This is a genomic window from Sporosarcina sp. FA15, assembly GCF_051550195.1.
Classification (GTDB): Bacteria; Bacillota; Bacilli; order Bacillales_A; family Planococcaceae; genus Sporosarcina; species Sporosarcina psychrophila.
This window is the reverse complement of the sequence record NZ_CP188818.1, coordinates 3557501-3579870: the sequence shown is the minus strand read 5'-3', so window position 1 is coordinate 3579870 and position 22370 is coordinate 3557501. Positions and strand designations below refer to the sequence as shown.

Sequence of the window (22370 nt, the reverse complement as noted above, 5' to 3'; positions counted from 1 at the left end):
GGAGTTTTTTCATGCGATCTACTCTTTCTACACCATATGATTATCGCATTCACCATAAGGAGACAGGTGCCGTTTGGAAACTCAGTTCATTATTCCTCCAGCACATTCCATTCGAAACCCAAGATCTCACTTTTTTCTGCATCGGAACCGATCGATCTACCGGTGACTCGCTAGGGCCACTTACCGGTTCTTTCCTTTCCGAGTCTCCCCTGTTCCCATTCACTGTAATCGGGACATTGGAAAGTCCATTACATGCCTTAAATCTACAACAGCATATTGATGAAACCAGACTCACTAATCCCACTGCTTTCATCGTAGCAATTGATGCATGCCTAGGACAAGTAAGTTCTATCGGACAATTACTTTTCAATAGTGGACCTATACACCCTGGCAAGGCAGTCGGTAAGGAGCTACCCCCAGTTGGGGACGTATCCATTAAAGGCATAGTCAATATCGCCGGGTTCATGGAACATGCCGTTTTGCAAAGTACTCGCCTCTACCTTCCATACGAGATGAGCCGCACTATTGCTCGGGCATTGCAACTTGCACACGGGCGTCTTAAATCAAAAGAAGTGTACGATAGTAACAGCAACTCCAACAACAAGGATACCTGGAATCAGGTTGGCAACTCTCACTTTAGTCAAACCAATTAAATTCAAACCGATAGCCAAAATCATTAATCCACCTGTCGCTGTCATTTCAGAGATGAAGAAGTTCAGTAAATCATCCGGAACGAAGCGACTTATTTGAGTAGAAAATAACGTGATAATTCCTTGATAAAAAAATACAGGAATTGCAGCAAACGCGACACCAATACCTAGCGTTGAGCTTAAAATGATAGCAGTGAAACCATCAATAATCCCTTTCATGACGAGGACATCATGATCATTTCTCAGACCGCTATCGATAGCACCGATAATGGCCATCGATCCAACAACAAAAATCAACGTAGCTGTAACAAACCCTTGCGCAATGCCCGGACCTTTATCACTTGCTGGTATCTTGCTCTCCATCCAGTGTCCCAGATCATTCACTTTCTTATCGAGATCCGTCCACTCACCAATTACTGCACCAACGACAATACTGATAATAACAATCAGTATTTGCGTACTTTCAAAAGTCATTTGTATGCCAATGACAGCAACCGCAAGCCCAATTCCATACATGACAGTCTCTTTCATCCGCTCGGGTATATTATGTAGAAATCTTCCTATGAACGCACCTGCAACTATTAAAAGAACATTCACAACTGTTCCAAATAAAATCACTTTTTCACTTCCTCTCAATCAAATACGTCGAGGCGTATTTGCGTCCAGATTTTTAATTGAGCTTGCTCAATTAACTCCCTTCAAAATCTGTGACATCCGCCGGAGGCTTTGGGCCAACGAGGAGGAACTTCAGTTCATTCCTCCCTGTTGGTTACTCAGGCGTTGCCGCAGGACGCGGCGATCTTAGCCTTAGTTCTACAATTCAGCGGGGTTGGATTCCCGCTGAGTAAAGTTAAAAATAAAACCTATTTTGCACAGTCGGCAAAATAGGTACATCCTTATTCGTTCAATAATTCGAGAATACGTTCGAGATCATCTTCAGAGAAGAATTCGATTTCAATTTTACCTTTATTTTTTGTTTTCTTTATTGATACGTTTGTCCCGAAATAATCACGCAGATTTGACTCCCGCTCGGCAAGGAATAAGTCTTTACGCTTTTCTGGTTTAGTTTCACGTGGAACATCCTCATTCATTTTTTGAACCAGCTTTTCTAATTGGCGGACGTTAAGTCCTTCTCTTAGTAGCCGTTCTGCCACTAAAGCGATTTGTTCTTTCTTACGTAGACCAAGTAATGTTCGACCATGCCCCATAGAAATTTTACCTACAGTAATATAATTTCTTACTTTTTCAGGCAATGAAAGTAAACGGACATGGTTTGCGATGTGAGGTCTACTTTTACCGAGTCTAAATGCTAGTTGTTCCTGTGTAAGACCTAGATTTTCCATGAGGCTTTGATAAGCTTCAGCCTCTTCTATTGGCGTTAGGTCTTCCCGCTGTAAGTTTTCAAGAATCGCAAACTCCATTGTTTCTTCGTCCGTCAAGATACGGACAACCGCTGGAACTTCAGTTAGGCCTGCCATTTGTGCTGCACGGAATCGTCTCTCACCTACAACAATTTCGTAGGCCGTTCCCATTTTCCGAAGAATAATTGGTTGAAGAATACCATGTTCTTTAATGGAAGCACTCAACTCTTGAATAGCATTTTCATCAAATACTTTCCTTGGTTGGTACGGATTGGCCTTAATACTTTTCACATGAATGTGTTCGACAGACTCTACTTTCGCTAGTGACTCTCCAGGAAATAAAGCATTTAATCCTTTTCCAAGACCTTTAGCCATTGCGAACCACTTCCTTTGCCAGATCTAAGTATACTTCTGCACCACGTGATCTTGAATCATAAATGATAATCGGTTCTCCATGACTCGGTGCCTCACTCAATCGTACATTTCTTGGAATAATCGTTTTGTATACTTTATCTTGAAAATACTTTTTCACTTCATCTATCACTTGAATCCCTAAATTTGTTCTTGCATCGAACATCGTAAGTAAGACGCCATCAATCATTAAGTCTTCATTTAAATGTTTTTGAACAAGCCGAATCGTACTTAGTAGTTGACTTAAACCTTCAAGCGCATAATACTCGCACTGGACTGGGATGATAATTGAATCAGCCGCGGTCAGTGCATTTATTGTTAGTAAACCAAGTGACGGTGGACAGTCGATAATGATGTAGTCATACAGATCTTTCGCTTCCTGAATAGCATGTTTCATCCGTACTTCTCTGGATATAGTTGAAACTAGCTCAATTTCTGCGCCTGCTAGGGATATAGTTGCCGGCACGATATCAAGGTTTTCTACTTTAGTCGAACGAATAACATCTTTTATATTAACATCATCTATTAGAATATCATAAATGCATTGTTGGACTTCCCCCTTGTTAACGCCTACCCCGCTCGTTGCATTCCCTTGCGGATCGGTATCAATCAAAAGAACTTTTTTGCCTATATGAGCAAGGCAAGCACTTAGATTTACGGATGTTGTCGTTTTTCCGACGCCTCCCTTTTGATTGGCTATCGCTATAATTCTGCCCACACCTGCACCTGCTTTCCTGCACTTTTATTATTCTTTTATTCTTTCAATTTTGTAACTTCTTCTAGTTTAACAAAAAAAACATTTTTTGTAGAGAAATATGTAGAAAAAAGACTCTTGCCATGTGAAGCAAGAGTCTTTTGTTAAAAAATAAGAAAGTATAAGTTTTTCAGGTCTATCAAGGCACTTGGACTTTTCTTATTTCTTTTTCGGTATTTTAACAGTTATTATATAAAAATCATCTGAATCTTCTTCTTCTGTTTTTACATCTATCCCACTTTTAGTAACGAGAACTAGTGATTGTCTAATAGTATTAAGAGCAATTCGTACATCTTTACTTACCGATTTTCTCCGAGGTGCTGTCTTTTTATCTTTTACATTCTCTGGAGGGTGTAAAACCTGAAAGATTCTGGCTTCTAGTTGTTTGACATTCAACTGCTGTTCAATTACTTCCTTAAAAAGTTGTGACTGTAATTCGCTGTCCTTAATTGGAATAAGTGCTCTTGCATGTCGCTCCGATATTTCTTTTGTTAATATTCCATTCTTGATTTCATCGGGTAATTTCAGTAAACGCAATTTATTAGCAACAGTTGACTGACCTTTTCCTAGTCTTTGCGCTAACGCTTCCTGTGTTAAGGAATGAAGTTCAAGAAGTTTTTCATAGGCATATGCCTCTTCAATTGCAGTCAATTCTTCACGCTGTAAGTTTTCAATAAGTGCAATGGATGCAGTTTCTTTATCATCAAGGTTTCGAATGATCGCCGGTACTTCCGACCATCCCAATTTTTTCATTGCTCGATATCTACGCTCTCCAGCGATGATTTCATAATTTTCTTCACCCATTTTCCGAATGACGATTGGTTGAATGACACCATGCGTATGGATTGTCCTCGCAAGTTCTTCAATCTTATCTTCAGAAAATATTGTACGCGGTTGAAATTTATTTGGATTTATTAACTCGATTTTCACCTGTTCAATTACTTCGTGATGAACCTCTTCCACTACTAGTGGATCTAATTCTTTATCTCCACTCCCAAAAAATCGTGAAAACGGACTTTTCATTCCCGGCACCACCTTTTCAATACTGCTCCCTAATTCTACTAATTCGGCATGGCGATAGTATATCCTCTTTACTCATTGTTCCACGTGAAACAGTTCACTGAATTGGCATTTTATTCGGAATGCCTGGTTTACGAGGATATTTTTTAGGAGTGATTTTCTCTTTATCAAAAACAAAGATATTTCGTTCACTATTTTCAATTGGCAAAATAAATGAGTATTGTTTTTTAATGGTAGCCCCGAGAACAGAAAGTGCTTTTTTTGCATCTAAAAGTTCGTCTTCTGCGGCTGCTCCCTTCATCGCAATGAAGATTCCACCTTTTTTAGCTAGTGGTATACATAATTCAGCTAAGACAGACAGACGTGCAACCGCACGAGCAGTGACGATATCGAACTTTTCACGATACTTGGAGTCTTGTCCGAAGTCCTCAGCTCTTGCATGAACGAAATGCACATTTTCTAGCTGAAGTTCTTCAGCTAATACTTTCAGAAAACCAATTCTTTTATTTAATGAATCCACAATAGTCACGTCTAAGTTTGGAAAACAAATTTTCAAAGGAATACTTGGAAATCCAGCTCCCGCGCCTACGTCACAAATTGTTTTTGGTTCATTCAAATTAATATAAAAAGCCGCGGATATAGAATCATAGAAGTGTTTTAAATAAACTGAGGGCGCATCTGTAATCGCTGTCAAGTTCATCTTTTCATTCCACTCTACCAAGAGTTTAAAATACTGGTTAAACTGAGCTATTTGCGTTTCACTCAATTCAATACCTTGTTCTTTTAAAGCTTGTATAAATTGTGCAACATTCATCAATATTCCCCCTTAAGAAAAGCGTAAGGCGTCGTTCAGCCCCGACAGGCACAAGACTGTTTACGTAGGAGGCGTACTACAGCCGCCGTAGTAAAAAGACTTGTGCCCCCGAGGAGCTGACGCCTGGAGCCTAGACAATAAGAAAAGCGTAAGCGGCTTGTATTAACTAACATAACACAAGACCGCATTAGCTAATTTAACCCGAAATTTTGGCTATTCTTCCTTGTTCGATATAGACAAGAAGAATTGAAATATCGGCTGGATTAACGCCGGATATACGAGATGCTTGTGCAATGGATAATGGTCTTACTTCGCTTAGTACACTTTTAGCTTCCGTCGCGATTCCGGATATTGCATTATAGTCGATATTATCGGGTATTTTTTTGTTTTCTAGTTTTTTCATTTTATCTACTTGTTGCAATGATTTCTCAATATAACCTTCATACTTAATGAAGATTTCAACTTGCTCTTCTACTTCTTTTGATTTCTTTTCTTCTGGTGGAACCATTCTTTCTATCTGGCTATATTTTATTTCAGGACGTTTTAGAAGGTCTGCTGCTTTCATCGGCTCTCTAAGTTCTGAGCCGCCTGTTTCACGTATGATGTCTTGAACATCACTATTAGGCTTAATCGTCACTTTTCGCAGTCTGGCAATTTCTTCTTCAATCTGTTGCTTTTTAATAATATGCGCATCATGTCGTTCTTCACTAATCATCCCTATTTGGTACCCAATTTCAGTCAGGCGCATATCCGCATTATCATGACGCAACAACAGTCGGTATTCGGCACGTGATGTCAGAAGTCTATATGGCTCGCTTGTCCCTTTTGTAACAAGATCATCAATAAGGACACCTATATATGCGTCAGCACGTCCGAGGACACGTTCTTCTTTCCCGAGAGCACGGGAAGCTGCATTTATACCCGCCATGATTCCTTGACCTGCTGCCTCTTCATAGCCAGATGTACCGTTAAGCTGACCAGCTGTATATAAATTACGAATTCTTTTTGTTTCAAGTGTAGGCCATAGTTGCGTAGGGACAATTGCATCATACTCAATTGCATAACCTGCACGCATCATTTCCGCATTTTCAAGTCCTGGTACGCTTGCAATCAATTGTTTTTGAACGTGTTCCGGCAAACTTGTCGATAATCCTTGGACATACACTTCTTGCGTATTACGGCCTTCGGGCTCAAGGAAAATCTGATGACGTGATTTATCAGCAAATCGTACAATTTTATCTTCAATTGATGGGCAATAGCGGGGCCCTTTCCCTTTAATCATCCCGGAATACATCGGTGACAAGTGAAGGTTTTCATTAATAAGTTCATGTGTTCTTGGCGATGTATATGTCAGCCAACATGGTAGTTGATCAGTGATAAATTCAGTCGTTTCATAACTGAATGCCCACGCTGTATCATCTCCCGGTTGGATTTCAGTTTTGCTATAATCAATTGTTCTGCTATTCACACGGGGTGGTGTCCCTGTTTTGAATCGCACCATGTCAAAGCCAAGTTCGCGAATATTGTCTGCAAGTTTAATTGAAGGCATTTGGTTATTCGGTCCACTTGAATATTTCAGGTTACCAATAATAACTTCACCGCGCAGGAATGTCCCCGTTGTAATAATGACTGTCTTCGCACGGTAAATTGCACCGACTTGCGTAAGTACACCTTTTATTTCATCGTCTTCCACGATTAGTTCTTCTACAACACCTTGGTGAAGTAGTAGATTTTCCTGTTCTTCCAGGAGACGTTTCATTTCCGACTGGTAAAGGACTTTATCAGCTTGCGCACGAAGCGCTCGTACTGCTGGTCCTTTGCCTGTATTCAACATCCGCATTTGAATGTGTGTTTTATCAATTACTTTCCCCATTGCACCGCCCAGTGCATCAATTTCACGGACGACAATCCCTTTAGCGGGACCACCGAGTGACGGATTACATGGCATAAAGGCGATCATGTCGAGGTTCATTGTAAGTACGAGCGTTGTTGCACCCATTTTGGCAGCGGAAAGTGCCGCCTCAACTCCCGCATGGCCAGCTCCAATAACAATAACATCGAACGTGCCTGCTTCAAATTTGGGCATGTTCTTTTCCTTCTTTCTATTAAAGTCATTCAAAAAGCTCGATGAAAAGTAGAAGCGGGCTACTGCGCTAGGCAGGCCCCCTCTTTCCATTCACTCTTGTTGAACACTTATCTTATTTTATTTTCCGAGGCAGAATTGAGAAAATAGTTCATTGAGTAGACCGTCTTGGACCGTGTCTCCGATAATTTCACCAAGAATTTCCCACGTCCGTGTAACGTCAATTTGAATCATATCGACTGGAACACCTGCTTCAGCAGCCGCGAGTGCGTCTTCAATCGTGGCACGCGCATTGTGTAATAGTGCGATATGTCGTGCATTCGATACATATGTGAAATCGCCTGATTCAAGATTTCCTTCGAAAAAGAGTCCGGCAATTGCTTCTTCCAGTTCATCTACCCCTTCGTCTTTCACGAGAGAGGTCGTGACAACTTTGCCCGTTCCGGCATGTTCCATCACTTTTTGCATGTCAATTTTTTGTGGAAGATCGGTTTTATTGATAACAAAGATTGTATCCATTCCCGATACCACTTCAAATAGTCGTTCGTCTTCTATCGATAACTCTTCAGAACTGTTAAGGACGAGTAGAATTAAATCCGCTTCCTTCAACACTTTCCTCGATTTTTCGACGCCGATTCGTTCCACAATATCTTCTGTTTCTCTGATTCCAGCTGTATCGACAAGACGAAGTGGAACACCTCGCACATTAACGTACTCTTCAATAATATCACGCGTCGTCCCCGCAATGTCGGTTACGATTGCTTTATTTTCTTGAATGATGCTATTTAGTAAGGAAGACTTCCCTACATTGGGTCTACCAATAATAACAGTAGATAGACCTTCTCGCAGAATTTTCCCTTGAGATGAAGTTTTCAACAACTTATCAATTTCATTTCTCACCCACATACTTTTTTCAATCATTAGCGGGATTGTCATTTCTTCGACGTCGTCGTACTCCGGATAATCGATATTTACTTCAACTTGCGCCAACGTTTCAATAAGCGCTTGTCGCAATCCCCCGATTAACCGAGAAAGTTTTCCTTCCATCTGATTGAGTGCAACATTCATGGCACGGTCTGTCTTCGCACGAATAAGATCCATGACCGCTTCGGCTTGAGACAAATCAATTCGTCCATTAAGGAATGCACGTTTTGTGAATTCACCGGGTTCTGCAAGACGCGCCCCTTGCTTGAGCACTAATTGAAGAACACGGGTGACCGCAACAATTCCTCCATGACAGTTCACTTCTACGACGTCTTCACGTGTAAATGTTTTTGGTGCTTTCATGAGAGAAACCATTACTTCTTCGACAGTTTCCTCAGTTGATGGATCTATTAAATGACCATAATGGATTGTATGTGATTGTTCTTCATTTAGCCTCTTACCAGACGGTGAACGGAAAATACGATCCGCTATTTGGACAGCTTCGTCCCCACTTAACCTGACGATGGCAATTGCACCTTCCCCCATTGGAGTAGAGATGGCAGCTATTGTATCAAAATGCACGTTTTTCACCTTCCTGACTTGGTTACTCACATGTGGATAACCTATTTCCGACACGACTATCTAACATAATATATTATCACAAATCCATCCATCCTCCTAGTGTCGCAATTTAAATAATGTGGATAAGTTAAGATATCTTTACAATATAATACAAAAAAGTCCCGCAGAGACAGCGTTCGTCTTTGCGGGACTTTTTTTCACCTAACAGATTCTATGACTAAATACCTGAATGGATCAGAGCCCTCTGAATATGTTTCAATATCCATGCGCCGTGATAAAGCATTATGGATGACTTTCCTTTCATAGGAAGCCATCGGTTCTAACTGGATTCTTTTCCCTGTACGAACTGCTTTATCAGCCATTCGTTCTGCTAATTGTTCCAAAGATTGTTCGCGACGCTCCCGATAATCACCGATATCTACCCGGACGACCTTGAATTGACTCGCCAATTTGTTTGTTACAAGTTGCGATAATTGCTGGAGTGCATTTAACGTTTGTCCTCGTTTTCCAATCAGTAATGCAGCTTTTGCACTTTCCATTTGGAAAGTAACATATTTACCTTTGATTTCATGGCTGATTTGAATGTCATCGACACCCATTCCAATTGCAATCATTTTTAAATAGTTTTCTGTTTCTTCTATCGCAGTTTCATCAGACAATCCTTCAATTTGGACTTCCTCTTTCTCCACAGGAGGTTTAACAGATTCACTAATAACTTCAATCTCAGTTGGCTGTATCTCCATTAGAGGTTTTGCTTCTTCAAGGACGGAAGGTTCTTCAAAGTTCATAATAGTTACGGTTACTTCAGCTTCTTTTGCACCGAAACCTAGAAATCCTTTTCTCCCTTGATTGATCACTTCGACTTTTACTTCATCACGCGTAACGCCAAGTACTGTCAATGCTGATGAAATCGCTAATTCAACCGTGGTTCCCCTTCGCGTCGTCCTTGTCATTTCCGTTTCCCTCCCACTTTTACAAGTTCCACTTCCTTTTTCTTAAATGGTTTGTAAATGAAGATGTTTTGGATAATTGAAATGATATTACCGATTACCCAGTAAAGTGAAAGTGCTGCTGGTAAGAATGAACCGAAGATCATAATCATAAACGGCATGATATACATCATTACTTTCATCTGTGGGTTGTCCATTGCAGGACCTGTACGTAAAACGATAAACTGCATAGCTCCTGCTAAAACTGCAAGTGTAATACTTGGCGCTGCAAGTTCAAACCATAAGAAGTTTCCAATATCGTATGTGACATTCATTCGGCTGATCGCATGATAGAAACCGAATAGAATTGGCATTTGGATTAAGACTGGTAAACAGCCTGCCGCCGGATTGATTTTTCGTTCCGACATAATTTTTTGCATTTCTTCACGGTACTTTTGTTGTGTAACTGCGTCTTTTGATTTGTATTTCTCTTTGAGTGCTTTCAGTTCAGGTTGGATTTCCTGCATCCGTTTTGAACTTTTTGTCTGTTTGATCATTAATGGAAGCAAGACAAGTCGAATGATGATTGTAACTGCAACAATACCGTACCCGTATGTACCGAGTATGTCTTTAAATGTCGTTATTAGGGAAACTAACGGCCAGACGACAAATTTGTTCCAAAATCCTTCACTGTCCTCGTAAATCGGTTGTTGGAATTCCGAACATCCCGCAAGAAATACCGACAATGCCGTCAGTATAAGGATTAATGCTAACTTCTTTTTCAAATCAGTTCCCCCAAATCTTATCTTATTCAATTAATTCTCTTCAAAATCTGTGACATCCGCTGGAGGCTTTTGGCCAACAGGATGTTGGTTACTCAGGCGTTGCCGCAGTACGCGGCGATTTTAGCCAGAGTTCCTTAATTTTCAGTAGGGGTTTCGACCCCTGCCGAGTGAAGTTAAAAGGCCCTATCGACCGATACTAACAGTTTATCACGTTCATATACTTCCTTCTACTTCTTTAAGACACGAGAAATACGCAGGACGTGCTGCAAACTTTTTTTTGTTTCATGAAAATCTAATGTGGCCGCCTGATGTCTGGCGATGATGACATAATCCATATCGTTGCGCAGTTCGTCTTTCAATTCCAGGAAGGACTGTCGTAAATACCGTTTGATCCTATTCCGCACGACTGCATTACCTACTTTTTTGCTGACGGACAGACCAATCCTGAATTCTGGCTGGTCTTCCTTCCTATAGGAATACACAACAAATTGCCGATTAGCAAACGACTTCCCTTTTTTGAATACTTCTTGGAATTCCTCATTCGTCTTTATCCGTTGACGTCTGTTCATCTCATGCACCTGCTCCGTCATCTATGATTATAGTTCTTCATTAATAAACAAGAAAAAAGACCACTGAAATGTCAGTGGCCTTATGCTGATAGGACTTTTCTTCCTTTACGACGACGAGCTGCTAGAATTCTGCGTCCGCTTTTCGTGCTCATTCTTTCACGGAAGCCGTGAACTTTACTACGCTTACGTTTATTTGGTTGGTAAGTACGTTTCATCTTTTAAGACACCTCCTGCATTGATTGTCTATTTATTACTGTGACAGTCTTGAATAGTATATCGGATTTCCAAGGTAAAAGTCAACCCTTTCCTGTTCGACAGTAATTTAGGCCATTTAGTTTCTCTGATTTCGTCCCAATAAGTTATCCACGGTTTCTTCCGCTAATTCCAGATAGTGATGTGGATAGTATTTTCTCAAGTTTTTTTATGCACACTGCTTATCGACATCTTCCTCACATACCAAGGCCTGTGGATAAAGATTTCATCCACAACCACTTGCGCTGTGGATAAGGTTCAGGACTCCTTGTAATCCACAACATATCCTGTTACAATGAGATGAATTTGTTATGCACATAATTTTATAGCATTTTTGTTATCCACAGTTGTTAATACATTGTGGATAATTTTTTCAACACTTTTGCGTAATTGTTATCCACACGACGGAAAACTGTGTATAATACATATCCTCGGGTTTTTTATTTTCATTGTAAAGGAGGCACACGTTTGGACCACTTAGAAGAATTATGGATCGAAGTTTTGTCGAAGGTTGAGCAGAAAATTTCAAGACCTAGTTTTGAAACTTGGCTAAAGTCGACAAAACTGATGTCTTATGGCGAAGAAAATGTCACAATCGCCGCACCGAATTCATTTGCAAAAGATTGGCTTGAAAACCACTATGTACATCTTATTACTGGTATTCTATCCGAATTGACCGGCGAAGACCGAATCATTCAGTTCGTTGTTCCTAAAAACATGGAAGAAAATGATTTCATGCTACCTAAACCGACCGTTAAACCTATAGAAAAAGTTCCATTAACGTCGGCACCTGGCATGCTTAATCTAAAATATACGTTTGACACATTCGTCATTGGTTCAGGAAATCGTTTTGCCCATGCAGCGTCACTTGCCGTTGCTGAAGCACCAGCGAAAGCCTATAATCCGCTGTTTATCTATGGGGGTGTTGGGCTTGGAAAGACACACTTAATGCACGCAATTGGACATTATGTACTCGAACAGAACCCCTCAGCAAAAGTCATGTATCTTTCATCTGAGAAGTTTACAAATGAATTCATTAACTCTATTCGTGATAATAAAGCTGTCGAGTTCCGTAATCGTTATCGGAATGTAGACGTGCTCTTAATAGATGATATTCAATTCCTTGCGGGAAAAGAACAAACACAAGAAGAATTTTTCCATACATTCAACACACTCCATGAGGAGTCAAAACAGATTGTTATTTCAAGTGACCGACCTCCAAAAGAAATTCCAACACTTGAGGACAGACTTAGATCCCGCTTTGAATGGGGTCTTATCACAGACATAGCACCTCCAGACCTGGAAACACGCATCGCAATTTTGCGCAAAAAGGCAAAGGCTGATGGGCTTGTTGATATTCCAAATGAAGTCATGCTGTACATTGCCAACCAAATTGACTCAAACATACGTGAGCTTGAGGGGGCTCTTATACGCGTTGTCGCCTACTCATCACTCGTCAATTCGGATATCAATACGGATCTTGCTGCGGAAGCCTTGAAAGATATTATTCCTAATTCAAGACCGCGTACTGTAACGATTCTTGATATCCAAAAAGCAGTTGGAGAGCACTTTGACATACGTCTAGAGGATTTTACTGCGAAGAAAAGAACGAGGGCGATTGCATTTCCCCGACAGATTGCCATGTTTTTATCCAGAGAACTTACGGATTTCTCCCTACCTAAGATTGGATCTGAATTCGGAGGACGAGATCATTCAACTGTCATTCACGCACACGAGAAGATTAGGCAAATGTTAAAGGATGATCAAGCTTTGCAACAAGACGTTCAAGATATTCGTAATGTTCTTGGTAGAGGATGACCTGTGCATAACATATAATAAGTAGTGCACACCTACAAACAGGTTATACACATGTGGAAAACGTTCAGGCTCAAAGGGAAAATAGACTTACCAACATATCCACAGCCCCTACTACTATTACTATTACTTTATTAATAACTAATACTATATATATTAAGCGAGGGTATAGAATGAAATTTGAAATTATGAGAGATAAGTTGCTTGATGGATTAAGCGATGTTATGAAAGCCATCAGTCAAAAAGTTGCGATTCCAATTTTGACAGGAATAAAGATTGAAGTGGACGAAAAAGGAATGACATTAACAGGAAGTGATTCCGATATTACGATCTGTACATTCATACCTGCAGAAGATAACGGAGAACAAATTATTCAAGTTGTAGAAAAAGGAAGCATCGTGCTGCAAGCTAAAGTATTTAGCGAAATCGTACGAAAACTACCTACGAATGAAGTAACAATAGAAGTTGCAAATGGACTTCAAACACATATTCAATCCGGTAAGTCTGAATTCCATCTAATTGGACTAGATCCAGAAGATTACCCGGTTCTACCAGAAGTAAAAGATGACTATCTATTTTCATTGCCAGCGGATCTGATGAAATCAATCATTCGAGAAACGGTCTTTGCCGTGTCTCAACAAGAAACTAGACCAGTATTAACAGGTGTCCTTTGGGAAGTAAAAGATGGGGGACTTGCTTGTATCGCTACTGATAGCCATAGATTGGCAAGAAGACTGACGATACCTGAAGATATGCCAGAAGTTCCATTCAGTGTCGTTATTCCTGGTAAAAGTCTTCAGGAACTAAATAAGATTTTGCCTGATAACGGTGAACTTGTGGATATTGTCATTGCAGATCAACAAGTGTTATTCAAAACACGTGGTGTGTTATTTTACTCACGCCTATTGGAAGGCAATTACCCAGATACATCACGTCTTATCCCGTTAGAATATAAAACATCAGTAACGGTGAATGGCCGACTTCTTCTTCAGGCAATTGATAGAGCATCCCTTCTAGCACGTGAAGAACGGAACAACATTGTTCGCTTCTCTGCCAATGAAGGTAAAGTTATTGAAATCTCTTCAAATTCACCTGAAGTAGGTAAGGTTGAAGAATTGGTTGAAGCTATTGGCGTAACAGGAGAAGAATTGAATATTTCTTTCAGTGCTAAATATATGATGGACGCATTGAAAGCAATCGATGGACAAGACATAACGATTCAATTTACGGGAGCTATGCGACCGTTCATCTTGAAATCAGTTGATGACGATTCAATCTTGCAACTTATTCTCCCTGTACGAACATACTGAATCTTGAAGGATAGTCACTTATTTGACTATCCTTTTTACTTACTGCCGAAAGTCGGCTAAAATAGAAAGACAGACTAACTTGCGAAAGGTTGAGACTCTATGGAAAATCTTACAATCGATACAGAGTTCATAACTCTAGGGCAACTATTAAAAATGACGAATACAATTAGTTCAGGTGGTATGGCTAAATGGTTTCTGGATGAATACATTGTCTACGTCAATGGCGAGGAGGAACAGCGACGAGGTAAAAAACTTCGTGATGGAGATATCGTTAAAATTCCCAATGTCGGCACATATAAAGTAACTGAACTAACAGACGGTCAAACGGATGTATATTGAACGACTTGCATTAATCGATTACCGGAATTATGAATCACTTGACCTTTCATTCTCCCCACAAATCAATGTGTTAATTGGGGAAAATGCCCAGGGGAAAACAAACATCATGGAAGCAATCTATGTACTTTCTATGGCGAAATCGCATAGAACTTCAAATGATCGTGAATTAATACGCTGGGACCAAGAATATGGTAAAATAGAAGGGGACATACAACGTAAATATGGACGGCTGCCATTAGAATTGGTCATTTCGAAAAAAGGCAAAAAAGCGCGTGTCAATCATCTTGAACAAAAACGCCTTAGCTTGTACATTGGCCAATTAAATGTCGTCATGTTTGCTCCTGAAGATTTAAATCTTGTAAAGGGCAGTCCCCAGGTAAGAAGACGGTTTCTAGATATGGAAATCGGTCAAATTTCACCAACCTATTTACATGATCTTTTAACATTTCAAAAAATACTCAAACAGCGCAATGCAATTTTAAAAGACAATCGGGGAAAACAAAGCCTTAACGATGTCATGTTTGATATTTATACAGAGCAGTATATTCAAGTAGCCGTCCAAATTATTCGTAAAAGGTTTTATTTCATGGAACTTTTACAAAAATGGGCAGAACCGATTCATAAAGGAATCTCTCGTGGTATTGAATCCCTTCAAGTTTCTTATGGAACACTAAAAGAACTTGATTCGGGACAGACTGTGGAACAGATGCAGTCGATACTCGGTCAGCGATTGCTTGAGGCAAGACGCCGTGAACTAGATCGCGGTATGACCTTGATTGGGCCACATAGAGACGATCTTCACTTTTTCGTAAACGGCTATGACATCCAAACGTATGGATCGCAGGGACAGCAGCGAACAACAGCGCTGTCCCTTAAACTTGCGGAAATAGAACTTGTAAAGCAAGAAGTCGGAGAAGCACCTGTTCTTCTTTTGGACGATGTCCTGTCTGAACTTGATGATTACCGACAATCCCATCTCTTGAACACAATTCAAGGAGAAGTGCAGACAATTGTCACGACGACGAACGTAGCGGGGATTGACCATGAAACAATTCGTCAGGCAGACATATTCGAAGTTACAGCGGGCGAAGTCGCTAAAAGAGAGGAATGACGATTGAGTCATCCCTTTAAATAAAACAGCAGCAATACAAATGTTAGACGTTCGGAAAGGGAAGGTGAACAGTTTGGCAATGGAAGAGAAAGATATGCAGATGGCTTATGATGAAAATCAAATCCAAGTCTTAGAAGGATTAGAAGCTGTCCGCAAACGTCCAGGTATGTATATCGGGACAACAAGTTCTAGAGGACTTCACCATCTTGTATGGGAAATTGTTGATAATAGTATTGATGAGGCACTTGCAGGTCACTGTGACCATATCGAAGTGACGATGGAAAAAGGCGATTGGATCCGAGTCGATGATAATGGCCGCGGTATTCCAGTAGGTACTCAGGAATCTACAGGTCGACCTGCAGTCGAAGTTATTATGACTGTACTTCATGCCGGTGGTAAATTTGGCGGTGGAGGTTATAAGGTTTCCGGTGGTTTGCACGGAGTTGGTGCATCTGTCGTGAACGCGCTGTCCGAAACGACAGAAGTGTATGTAAGACGTGACGGGGAAGTCCATTTCATCGAATTTGAACGTGGTGCTGTGTCAAAAGAGCTTAGTGTAATCGGTACTACTGATGAAACTGGAACAAGAATCCGCTTCAAAGCAGACCCAGAAATTTTCACGGAAACAACAGTATATGAGTATGATATTCTGGCCAACCGACTTCGTGAGCTTGCTTATCTAAACCGTGGTCTGCGAATCACGATTACCGATGAGCGTGGTGAAGAAGAACGAAGCGACATTTATTACTACGAAGGCGGCATCAAGTCGTACGTTGAACACTTGAATAAAAACAAAGAGCCTATTCATGATGAACCTATATACATTGAAGGCGAAAAAGATGGAATTTCAATCGAAATCGCCATGCAATACAATAGTGGCTATGCAGAAAATCTGTTTTCATTTGCCAATAATATCAATACTTATGAGGGTGGTACGCACGAATCGGGCTTTAAAACAGCACTGACACGCGTTATTAACGACTATTCCCGGAAAAATGGTGTGCTGAAAGAAGCTGATCCAAACTTGTCTGGTGATGATGTACGTGAAGGACTAACGGCCATCATCTCGATTAAACACCCGGATCCGCAATTTGAGGGACAGACGAAAACAAAACTGGGTAACTCAGAAGTTAGTACGATCACTAACTCATTATTTTCAGAAGGATTCCAACGATTCCTGCTTGAAAATCCGACAACATCACGTCAAATCATCGATAAAAGTCTTATGGCAGCACGAGCACGTCTTGCTGCAAAAAATGCGCGTGAATTTACACGCCGGAAATCGGCACTTGAAGTGTCGAGTCTTCCAGGTAAACTGGCAGACTGTTCTTCACGTGACCCAGCTATAAGTGAATTGTATATCGTTGAAGGTGACTCGGCGGGTGGTTCAGCTAAAATGGGACGCGACCGTCACTTCCAAGCAATTCTTCCGCTTCGAGGAAAAATCTTGAACGTCGAAAAGGCACGTCTTGACCGTATTTTAGGTAACTTAGAAATCCGTGCGATGATTACAGCACTTGGTACTGGCATCGGAGAAGAATTCGATCTTTCCAAGGCACGCTATCATAAACTTGTAATTATGACTGATGCAGATGTCGATGGGGCGCATATTCGTACGCTTCTTTTAACCTTCTTCTTCCGCTTTATGCGACCGCTTATCGAAGCAGGGTATGTTTATATTGCTCAGCCGCCACTTTATCGTGTGAAACAAGGGAAGGTTCAGGAGTATTGCTATACTGAAGAAGAACTCCAAGAGATTATTGGACGACTTCCTCCTATGCCGAAACCCGTTATTACCCGGTATAAAGGTCTGGGGGAAATGGATGCAACGCAATTATGGGATACAACAATGGACCCTGATCAGCGTACACTGCTCCAAGTTCACCTTGAAGATGCGTTTGATGCAGATTCAACATTCCAACAGCTTATGGGAGATGAAGTCGAACCACGACGCAAATTCATCGAAGAGAATGCAATGTACGTGAAAAATATAGATACCTGATTGGCTAGTTGAAATGAAAAAAAACTAAATGTATCGAACAAAGGATTGTCCATAATAACTGAGCGAAAGAGCCGAAGCCCTGAGAACGGTGAGGCTGCTTCGCTTAAGGTGTGAGGCATCCCCTAGCGAGTTCAATGGAATATTTTAGATCAGCATATCTAGTCAAGTAGTCGAACTATCTTTTCCTAAGGATTTTTGAGTTGAAAGGAGTCTAACAATAATGGCAGATATGCCGCAACGTGGTGTTAAGGGAATTAACATTAGTACAGAAATGAAGACATCTTTTCTTGATTATGCAATGAGTGTCATCGTTTCACGTGCGCTCCCTGATGTGAGGGATGGTTTAAAGCCGGTCCATCGCCGTATTCTGTATGCAATGCAGGATCTCGGAAATACCGCAGATAAACCGCATAAGAAATCCGCACGTATTGTCGGAGACGTCATCGGTAAGTATCATCCGCATGGCGATAGTGCTGTGTATGACACGATGGTACGGATGGCCCAAGATTTCAACTACCGTTATATGCTCGTTGATGGTCATGGTAACTTTGGTTCTGTCGATGGAGATGGTGCAGCTGCGATGCGGTATACGGAATCTCGTATGTCGCGTATTGCAATGGAACTTCTTCGAGATATTAATAAAGATACTGTTGATTACCAAGATAACTATGATGGACAAGAAAGAGAGCCGATTGTTCTTCCAAGCAGATACCCGAATTTACTCGTTAACGGGACAACCGGTATTGCGGTCGGAATGGCAACAAATATTCCTCCGCATCATCTTGGAGAAACAATTGATGCTGTCCTTGCACTTGCTGACAATCCTGCAATTACAACAGAAGAATTGTTGGAAATTATTCCAGGTCCAGACTTTCCAACTGGTGGGATCATTCTTGGTCGTAGCGGAATCAGAAGAGCTTATGAAACTGGGCGGGGTTCGGTTATCATTCGAGGCAGAGTCGAAATTGAACAGCAGTCGAACGGCAGGGAAACAATCCTTGTACATGAGCTGCCTTTCCAGGTAAACAAGGCACGTCTGATTGAAAAAATTGCTGAGTTGGTACGTGATAAGAAAATCGATGGCATTACTGACCTACGCGATGAATCGGATCGTACCGGAATGCGAATAGTGATGGAAGTACGTCGTGACGCAAATGCCAACGTACTGTTAAATAATCTGTACAAACAAACCGCATTGCAATCTAGTTTTGGTGTCAATATGCTGGCACTCGTTGATGGTCAACCAAAAATCCTTGCATTAAAGGAGATTTTGTTCCATTATCTTGAACACCAAAAAGTTGTAATCCGTAGACGTACTCAGTACGATCTGAAAAAAGCGGAAGATCGCGCACACATTTTAGAAGGACTACGCATAGCACTTGATAATATCGATAGAATCATCACCCTTATCCGTGCATCTAAAACAACGGATGAAGCAAAAACAGGGCTGATGGATCAATTTAATTTATCTGATCGTCAAGCGCAGGCTATCCTTGATATGCGTCTTCAACGTTTGACAGGACTTGAGCGGGACAAAATTGAAAGTGAATACGAAGCGTTGCAACTCCTTATGTCTGAACTCCGTGCAATTCTTGCAGACGAATCAAAATTGCTTGAGATTATTCGTGAGGAATTGCTCGAAGTGAAAATTCGCTTTGAAGATAAACGTAGAACGGAAATTACACTGGGCGGCGCTGAAATGATTGAGGACGAAGATCTTATCCCAGTCGAAAACTCAGTACTGACACTCACACATAATGGTTACATTAAACGTTTGCCTGCTAATACGTACCGTAGCCAGCGTCGTGGAGGTCGCGGTATACAAGGGATGGGTACGAATAACGACGACTTCGTTGAACATTTATTGAATACGTCGACGCACGATACCATCTTGTTCTTCACAAGCAGAGGACGGGTATTCCGTACGAAAGGCTATCAAGTGCCTGAATTTAGCCGGACTGCAAAAGGTTTACCTATCATTAACTTGTTAGGTGTCGATAAAGATGAGAAAGTAACAGCCATGATTCCTGTAGATGCATTCGAGGATGACAAATACTTATTCTTCTCGACTCGTAACGGGGTTGTTAAACGTACACCTGTTTCCGAATTTGCTAATATCCGTTCAAATGGATTGATAGCACTTACCCTTCGAGGCGATGATGAACTTATCGGCGTCAAAATGACTAAAGGCGATGAAAACATTTCCATTGGTACGAAGGATGGTATGTTAATCAAATTCAATGAGACAGATATTCGTTCTATGGGTCGGATAGCAGGTGGAGTCCGTGGTATCCGTCTTCGCGAAGGCGACATTGTAATTGGTATGGATACAGTGAATGAAGGCGATGAAATTCTAGTTGTCACAGAAAAAGGATTCGGAAAACGTACGCCAGAAGATGAATACCGTATTCAAACTCGTGGCGGTTACGGTCTGAAGACATTGAATGTGACAGAACGCAATGGTCTTCTTGTTGCGATGAAGACAGTAGATGGTACTGAAGATCTAATGCTGATTACGATACATGGCATTTTGATCCGTATGGACATTGACGATATTTCTGTTATTGGACGCAGTACGCAGGGAGTACGTTTAATCCGCCTAGGAGAAGATGAACTTGTCGCGACTGTTGCAAAAGTTGTGAAAGAAGAAGAGGAAGAAGAACTCGACGACAATATTGTTGAAGAGAATGAAGTCTCTTCTGAAAATAATGAAGACATCGGGTTATCTACTATTGAGATAGACGATGAAGATACGGAATCTTAAGTAAAAAGGTTATTGAAATGGTCGATATGGCCATTTCAATAACCTTTTTTTTACGCCTATTTATACAATCCCGTCGTTTAATTGAAATATTTAGAGTATGATAGAAAGAACTATAAGGTGAAGGTAGGTAATATTGATGGCTGAAAACTATGTAAAAACAAGTGACCTGCGCCCGGGCATAATTACAAGTGAAGATATATATATAAATACAATCTACCCGATCCTTAGAAAAGATACTGAACTCTCACCGGAGCATATAAAGGTTTTAAATGCATTCAGTGTAAAAAAAGTTAAAGTTCAAGAACGACTCGTTGTAAAAAGAGAAGATGTATATGATGACAACGAGGGTCCAGTGAATCCGGATGATGTGCTTGCAAAAATACCCATGAAACAGGGAGACCTGCAAACACGATATAGCGATGCAGTTCATAACTATAAAAAGGAGTTTCACGGATGGCGTGCAGGTGTGCGTCCGGATATTGCTAAAGTCCGTTCAATAGTGATACCTCTATTAGATGCGTTTATTGAACAGAAAAAGATGGTAACGTTATTAAATGAGTTTTCAAATGTCAAAGACTACATATACCATCATTCAATTGGTGTGGGAATATTGGCTTCTGCTATCAGTAGACAACTTGGATTTCCAAAAGGGCAGACTTTACAACTTGGACTTGCGGGTGTACTCGCCGATTGTGGAATGGCTAAAATTGATACGGCGATTACGGAGAAAGCAGCATTCTTAACAAAAGATCAGTTCAATGAAGTAAAGCAACACACATTGTATAGTTATCAAATGATTCAAGACACGTCCCTTTTACGACAAGAAATGAAGTTAGCAATCTTCCAACATCATGAGCGTCTCGACGGTAGCGGTTACCCACGCGGTGAGAAAGCAAATCAAATTTCCGTGTTTTCACAAGTGCTGGCGGTTGCAGATGTTTTCCATGCGATGACATCAGAACGGATTCATCGTTCAAAGGAATCTTCGTTTAAGGTAATTGAGATGATAAAGGAAGAAGAGTTCGGAAAATTTGATATTAAAGTTGTCCAAGCACTGCATGAACTTGTCGGGAATCTTTCTATTGGAACAAAGGTGCTGCTGACAAACGGCGAAGTAGGAGAAGTTATTTTCGTTCACCGTGATGCAAGATTACGTCCAATGGTGAAGAAGAGTGTGGATGGATCTATTTTAGACCTCACTACGAATAGGCATCTTGCTATAGAAAAGGTATTGGATTAGAAGGATGTTTTAATATGCAATGATGAATAAGGCTTGAGATAGTGCATATCAGTGGTATTGAAATAGAAATGAAAACTATTTCAAAATAAGTCTTGCATTCTGTGAGATAGACTGGTATATTTAATAAGTTCCGTTCAAGACATTATTAAAACAACGACAAAAGAAATTGAAATTAGTTGTTGACATGAACGAAACGAAATGTTATGATATAAAAGTTGTCACCAAAACAACGACAACAACTTAAAACGAAGAATGCAAGTTGATTCTTCCGACATGAACCTTGAAAACTGAACAGCAAAACATCAATGAAATACAGCGAGAGTGCTAACGCACTTGAGCAAAACGTTTCTAACTAAGTCAGCTTCGGTTGATTGAAAAGAAACACACACAAGAATCTTCGGATTCGAGTCAGCAAGAAATGAGCTATTCATTTTCTTCTATTATGGAGAGTTTGATCCTGGCTCAGGACGAACGCTGGCGGCATGCCTAATACATGCAAGTCGAGCGGAATGACGAGAGCTTGCTCTCTGATTTTAGCGGCGGACGGGTGAGTAACACGTGGGCAACCTGCCCTACAGATGGGGATAACTCCGGGAAACCGGGGCTAATACCGAATAATCAGTTTGTCCGCATGGACAAACTCTGAAAGACGGTT

General features: G+C 40.8%; 19 protein-coding genes and 1 rRNA gene (1 of these 20 cut by a window edge). 9 read left to right on the top strand and 11 right to left on the bottom strand.

The genetic code is table 11. From position 1 onward, the window contains the following. Positions 1-11: 11 nt before the first annotated feature. Positions 12-653, top strand: a complete 642-nt coding sequence (gene yyaC, locus ACP8HG_RS16875; protein WP_187046284.1) for a spore protease YyaC — start codon at positions 12-14, stop codon at positions 651-653. Here yyaC and ACP8HG_RS16870 read toward each other — a convergent pair. The 11 genes from ACP8HG_RS16870 to rpmH form a co-directional block, all read right to left on the bottom strand. Continuing rightward, the gene (locus ACP8HG_RS16870) at positions 564-1268 is read right to left on the bottom strand and encodes a DUF554 domain-containing protein (RefSeq protein WP_438298671.1); all 705 of its coding nucleotides are present in this window, start codon (positions 1266-1268) and stop codon (positions 564-566) included. The genes yyaC and ACP8HG_RS16870 overlap by 90 nt on opposite strands. A gap of 278 nt (positions 1269-1546) precedes the next feature. Beyond that, positions 1547-2386, bottom strand: coding sequence for a ParB/RepB/Spo0J family partition protein (locus tag ACP8HG_RS16865; protein WP_067204104.1), 840 nt, complete (start codon positions 2384-2386; stop codon positions 1547-1549). Continuing rightward, a complete protein-coding gene (locus ACP8HG_RS16860) occupies positions 2379-3140 on the bottom strand; it encodes a ParA family protein (RefSeq protein WP_067204101.1) in 762 nt (253 codons plus the stop codon). Before ACP8HG_RS16860 ends, ACP8HG_RS16865 begins: the two co-directional genes overlap by 8 nt. 195 nt (positions 3141-3335) lie before the next feature. Further along, positions 3336-4199 (bottom strand): nucleoid occlusion protein, encoded by an 864-nt coding sequence (gene noc / locus ACP8HG_RS16855; RefSeq protein WP_067204099.1) that lies wholly within the window; start codon positions 4197-4199, stop codon positions 3336-3338. Positions 4200-4293: 94 nt separating this feature from the next. Further along, complete coding sequence (gene rsmG, locus ACP8HG_RS16850) at positions 4294-5010, bottom strand: 16S rRNA (guanine(527)-N(7))-methyltransferase RsmG (protein WP_067204096.1); 717 nt, start codon at positions 5008-5010, stop codon at positions 4294-4296. A 196-nt stretch (positions 5011-5206) separates the two neighbouring features. Then, positions 5207-7096, bottom strand: a complete 1890-nt coding sequence (mnmG, locus tag ACP8HG_RS16845; RefSeq protein WP_067204093.1) for a tRNA uridine-5-carboxymethylaminomethyl(34) synthesis enzyme MnmG — start codon at positions 7094-7096, stop codon at positions 5207-5209. Positions 7097-7213: 117 nt separating this feature from the next. Continuing rightward, entirely contained in the window at positions 7214-8599 is a 1386-nt protein-coding gene (gene mnmE, locus ACP8HG_RS16840; protein WP_067204090.1) for a tRNA uridine-5-carboxymethylaminomethyl(34) synthesis GTPase MnmE, read from the bottom strand. 197 nt (positions 8600-8796) lie between these two features. Next, positions 8797-9552: an RNA-binding cell elongation regulator Jag/EloR gene (gene jag, locus ACP8HG_RS16835; RefSeq protein WP_067204087.1), complete on the bottom strand. Its 756-nt coding sequence runs from the start codon at positions 9550-9552 to the stop codon at positions 8797-8799. Then, complete coding sequence (gene yidC, locus ACP8HG_RS16830; protein ID WP_067204084.1) at positions 9549-10313, bottom strand: membrane protein insertase YidC; 765 nt, start codon at positions 10311-10313, stop codon at positions 9549-9551. Before yidC ends, jag begins: the two co-directional genes overlap by 4 nt. 227 nt (positions 10314-10540) lie before the next feature. Then, entirely contained in the window at positions 10541-10882 is a 342-nt protein-coding gene (gene rnpA, locus ACP8HG_RS16825; protein ID WP_187046280.1) for a ribonuclease P protein component, read from the bottom strand. Positions 10883-10962: 80 nt separating this feature from the next. Then, positions 10963-11097: a 50S ribosomal protein L34 gene (rpmH, locus tag ACP8HG_RS16820; RefSeq protein WP_067204080.1), complete on the bottom strand. Its 135-nt coding sequence runs from the start codon at positions 11095-11097 to the stop codon at positions 10963-10965. A 505-nt stretch (positions 11098-11602) separates the two neighbouring features. Here rpmH and dnaA point away from each other — a divergent pair. The 8 genes from dnaA to ACP8HG_RS16780 all read left to right on the top strand — a co-directional run. After that, positions 11603-12952, top strand: a complete 1350-nt coding sequence (gene dnaA / locus ACP8HG_RS16815) for a chromosomal replication initiator protein DnaA (protein WP_067204077.1) — start codon at positions 11603-11605, stop codon at positions 12950-12952. Between the two features lie 170 nt (positions 12953-13122). After that, positions 13123-14259, top strand: coding sequence for a DNA polymerase III subunit beta (dnaN, locus tag ACP8HG_RS16810; protein ID WP_067204074.1), 1137 nt, complete (start codon positions 13123-13125; stop codon positions 14257-14259). A gap of 99 nt (positions 14260-14358) precedes the next feature. After that, complete coding sequence (gene yaaA, locus ACP8HG_RS16805) at positions 14359-14598, top strand: S4 domain-containing protein YaaA (protein WP_067204071.1); 240 nt, start codon at positions 14359-14361, stop codon at positions 14596-14598. Continuing rightward, positions 14588-15709 carry a DNA replication/repair protein RecF gene (gene recF, locus ACP8HG_RS16800; RefSeq protein WP_067204068.1) on the top strand — a complete coding sequence of 374 codons (1122 nt, stop codon included), beginning with the start codon at positions 14588-14590 and terminating at the stop codon, positions 15707-15709. The genes yaaA and recF overlap by 11 nt, the downstream gene beginning before the upstream one ends. 79 nt (positions 15710-15788) lie before the next feature. Further along, a complete protein-coding gene (gyrB, locus tag ACP8HG_RS16795) occupies positions 15789-17711 on the top strand; it encodes a DNA topoisomerase (ATP-hydrolyzing) subunit B (RefSeq protein ID WP_067213784.1) in 1923 nt (640 codons plus the stop codon). A 220-nt stretch (positions 17712-17931) separates the two neighbouring features. Beyond that, entirely contained in the window at positions 17932-20475 is a 2544-nt protein-coding gene (gyrA, locus tag ACP8HG_RS16790) for a DNA gyrase subunit A (RefSeq protein WP_067204065.1), read from the top strand. A gap of 136 nt (positions 20476-20611) precedes the next feature. Beyond that, positions 20612-21715, top strand: a complete 1104-nt coding sequence (locus ACP8HG_RS16785) for an HD-GYP domain-containing protein (protein WP_338654418.1) — start codon at positions 20612-20614, stop codon at positions 21713-21715. Positions 21716-22154: 439 nt separating this feature from the next. Next, positions 22155-22370, top strand: a 16S ribosomal RNA gene (locus ACP8HG_RS16780); it runs 1336 nt beyond the window's last position.

Bases quoted from the DNA above. Each gene is read 5' to 3' on its own strand.
- yyaC (WP_187046284.1), top strand. From the start codon at position 12: ATGCGATCTACTCTTTCTACACCATATGATTATCGCATTCACCATAAG.
- ACP8HG_RS16865 (WP_067204104.1), bottom strand. From the start codon at position 2,386: ATGGCTAAAGGTCTTGGAAAAGGATTAAATGCTTTATTTCCTGGAGAG.
- noc (WP_067204099.1), bottom strand. From the start codon at position 4,199: ATGAAAAGTCCGTTTTCACGATTTTTTGGGAGTGGAGATAAAGAATTA.
- rsmG (WP_067204096.1), bottom strand. From the start codon at position 5,010: ATGAATGTTGCACAATTTATACAAGCTTTAAAAGAACAAGGTATTGAA.
- mnmG (WP_067204093.1), bottom strand. From the start codon at position 7,096: ATGCCCAAATTTGAAGCAGGCACGTTCGATGTTATTGTTATTGGAGCT.
- jag (WP_067204087.1), bottom strand. From the start codon at position 9,552: ATGACAAGGACGACGCGAAGGGGAACCACGGTTGAATTAGCGATTTCA.
- rnpA (WP_187046280.1), bottom strand. From the start codon at position 10,882: ATGAACAGACGTCAACGGATAAAGACGAATGAGGAATTCCAAGAAGTA.
- rpmH (WP_067204080.1), bottom strand. From the start codon at position 11,097: ATGAAACGTACTTACCAACCAAATAAACGTAAGCGTAGTAAAGTTCAC.
- dnaN (WP_067204074.1), top strand. From the start codon at position 13,123: ATGAAATTTGAAATTATGAGAGATAAGTTGCTTGATGGATTAAGCGAT.
- yaaA (WP_067204071.1), top strand. From the start codon at position 14,359: ATGGAAAATCTTACAATCGATACAGAGTTCATAACTCTAGGGCAACTA.
- recF (WP_067204068.1), top strand. From the start codon at position 14,588: ATGTATATTGAACGACTTGCATTAATCGATTACCGGAATTATGAATCA.
- gyrB (WP_067213784.1), top strand. From the start codon at position 15,789: ATGGAAGAGAAAGATATGCAGATGGCTTATGATGAAAATCAAATCCAA.
- gyrA (WP_067204065.1), top strand. From the start codon at position 17,932: ATGGCAGATATGCCGCAACGTGGTGTTAAGGGAATTAACATTAGTACA.
- ACP8HG_RS16785 (WP_338654418.1), top strand. From the start codon at position 20,612: ATGGCTGAAAACTATGTAAAAACAAGTGACCTGCGCCCGGGCATAATT.